Source organism: Bradyrhizobium sp. 62, from assembly GCF_023073035.1.
In the GTDB taxonomy this organism is placed as follows: Bacteria; Pseudomonadota; Alphaproteobacteria; order Rhizobiales; family Xanthobacteraceae; genus Bradyrhizobium.
The window spans coordinates 1-2,724 of the sequence record NZ_JADPIT010000027.1 but is presented as its reverse complement, the minus strand read 5'-3'; the positions used below and the strand labels follow the sequence as shown (position 1 = coordinate 2,724).

The 2,724-nt window shown below is 61.9% G+C and carries 3 protein-coding genes; 1 reads left to right on the top strand and 2 read right to left on the bottom strand.

Annotated features, from left to right (window positions below):
- Nucleotides 1-39 precede the first annotated feature (39 nt).
- Complete coding sequence (fabB, locus tag IVB47_RS25780; RefSeq protein WP_026233025.1) at nucleotides 40-1,263, bottom strand: beta-ketoacyl-ACP synthase I; 1,224 nt, start codon at nucleotides 1,261-1,263, stop codon at nucleotides 40-42.
- A 39-nt stretch (nucleotides 1,264-1,302) separates the two neighbouring features.
- Nucleotides 1,303-1,824: a bifunctional 3-hydroxydecanoyl-ACP dehydratase/trans-2-decenoyl-ACP isomerase gene (gene fabA, locus IVB47_RS25775; protein ID WP_007603915.1), complete on the bottom strand. Its 522-nt coding sequence runs from the start codon at nucleotides 1,822-1,824 to the stop codon at nucleotides 1,303-1,305.
- A 354-nt stretch (nucleotides 1,825-2,178) separates the two neighbouring features.
- Here fabA and irrA point away from each other — a divergent pair, with 354 nt between their 5' ends.
- Nucleotides 2,179-2,670: an iron response transcriptional regulator IrrA gene (gene irrA / locus IVB47_RS25770; RefSeq protein ID WP_018455787.1), complete on the top strand. Its 492-nt coding sequence runs from the start codon at nucleotides 2,179-2,181 to the stop codon at nucleotides 2,668-2,670.
- Nucleotides 2,671-2,724: the final 54 nt, after the last annotated feature.

Sequence of the window (2,724 nt, the reverse complement as noted above, 5' to 3'; positions counted from 1 at the left end):
GCAATTGCGCACTAGGCGGGGCATGACAGCGTCCCAAGATCACGCATCCAGCCGGCTGAACACCAGCGTGGCGTTGGTGCCGCCGAAGCCGAAGGAGTTCGACAGCACGGTGCCGATCTTGACGTTGTCGATGCGCTTGCGCACGATCGGCATGTCGGCGAACACGGGGTCGAGCTCCTGGATGTGGGCGCTCTCGCAGATGAAACCATTGTTCATCATCAGTAGCGAATATATCGCTTCCTGCACGCCGGTTGCGCCCAGGGAGTGACCGGTCAGCGCCTTGGTCGCCGAGATCGGCGGGCACTTCTCGCCACTTCCGAACACCCTGCGGAGCGCGTCGATCTCCGGCGGATCGCCGGCCGGGGTCGATGTCGCGTGCGGATTGATGTAGTCGACCTTGGTCTTCACAGTCGACATCGCCATGCGCATGCAGCGCTCGGCGCCCTCGCCTGATGGTGCGACCATGTCGTAGCCGTCGGACGTCGCGCCATAGCCGACGATCTCGCCGTAAATGCGCGCGCCGCGCGCCTTGGCGTGCTCGAGCTCTTCCAGCACCAGCACGCCGGCGCCGCCGGCAATCACGAAGCCGTCGCGGTTGACGTCGTAGGGACGCGAGGCCGTGGCAGGTGTGTCGTTGTACTTCGAGGACATCGCGCCCATGGCGTCGAACAGCACCGACAGCGACCAGTCCAGCTCCTCGCAGCCGCCGGCGAAGATGACGTCCTGCTTGCCGATCTGGATCGTCTCATAGGCGTTGCCGACGCAATGGTTCGACGTGGCGCAGGCCGACGAGATCGAATAGTTCACGCCCTTGATCTTGAACCAGGTCGCAAGCGTCGCGGAGGCCGTGGAGGACATCGCCTTCGGCACTGCAAACGGCCCGACGCGCTTCGGTCCCTTGGTGCGGGTGATGTCGGCGGCCTCGACGATGGTGCGCGCCGACGGGCCGCCGGAGCCCATGATGATGCCGGTGCGAATGTTGGAAATTTCGTCAGGCGAGAGGCCGGAATCCTGGATCGCCTGTTCCATCGCGACGTGATTCCACGCCGCACCCTGACCGAGGAAACGCATGGCACGGCGGTCGACCACCGTCGAAGGATCGAGCGTCGGCGCACCCTGCACCTGCGAACGGAAGCCGAGCTCGGCATATTTCTCAGCCCGCGAAATGCCCGACTTCGCCTCGTGAAGGCTCGCAAGCACTTCCTGGGTGTTGTTTCCGATGGAGGAGACAATGCCCATCCCGGTGACCACAACCCGCCTCATGACAGCCTCGCCTCAATCGTTATCTTCGTGGTGATGCGCTCAGCCCAGGCTCGTGCCCTGCTTGAACAGGCCGACCTTCAAGTCCTTCGCGCGATAGATAATCTGGTCATCGACCGAAAGCCATCCATCGGCGATACCGAGCACCAGCTTTGAGCGCATCACGCGCTTGATGTCGATGTTGTACACAACCTTGCGGGCTTCCGGCAGCACCTGGCCGCTGAACTTCAGCTCGTTCAGGCCAAGCGCGCGACCGCGACCTTCACCGCCGCTCCAGCCCAGATAAAAGCCGACCATTTGCCACAGCGCATCGAGCCCGAGGCAGCCGGGCATCACCGGATCGTTCTTGAAGTGGCAGCCGAAGAACCAGAGGTCGGGCTTCACGTCGAGCTCGGCGCGCACTACCCCCTTGCCGAATTCGCCGCCGGTCTCGCTGATGTCCGTAATGCGGTCGAACATGAGCATCGGCGGCAGCGGCAATTGCGCATTGCCAGGGCCGAACATCTCGCCGCGGGCACACGCCAGCAGATCTTCATATTCGTAACCGTTGCGCCTGTTCAGCATGCGGAAGCCTTTGTGTTCTAACCCCGACTGAGCGGCGTTTCCGGCGAAAATGGGCCCCATCCTGTTCGAAAAGCAACATCTGTTGCCATTGTCAGACGAGAATACCGAAGGACCCCGGATGGATAGCGAGCGGCTTCAATGCCGGGTCGCGCCAAAATCGGTTAAGCGGAACCGCGGGCTCTCTAACACAGGCCATTTCGGGTAGCAAAGCGCTCTCATGAAGGTAAAATGACGGGCCGCCACGCCGGTTCCCTGCTTGATTAGAACCACTCTAGTTGCGAGAAACTTGCATCTGCATCTATCTCTCCATATATGTTGGAGAACGACAGTGTTCACGCGTGCCCGAAGCTGGAAATGAACGAAAATAACGCGCCCCATCGCGACGAAGAGGCCCATGCGGCGGCTCTTATGTCCGGCCGCCAGCCGGCTTTAACCGGTTGCCCGTGGCACGACGTCAACGAAATGCTCCAGTCCGCCGGGCTTCGCCCGACGCGCCAGCGGATGGCGCTCGGCTGGCTCCTGTTCGGCAAGGGTGCACGTCACCTCACTGCTGAAATGCTCTACGAAGAAGCGACGCTGGCCAAGGTGCCGGTCTCGCTGGCGACCGTCTACAACACGCTGAACCAGCTCACCGACGCCGGTCTGCTGCGTCAGGTCAGCGTCGACGGCACCAAGACCTATTTCGATACCAACGTCACGACCCACCATCACTACTACCTCGAGAACAGCCACGAGCTGGTCGACATCGAGGATCCGCATCTGGCGCTGTCCAAGATGCCGGAGGTGCCGGCGGGTTACGAGATCGCCCGCATCGACATGGTCGTACGGTTGCGCAAGAAGCGCTGAGATCTATCCTGAATTGCTGATTTGATCGTCATGGCCGGGCTTGTCCCGGGCATC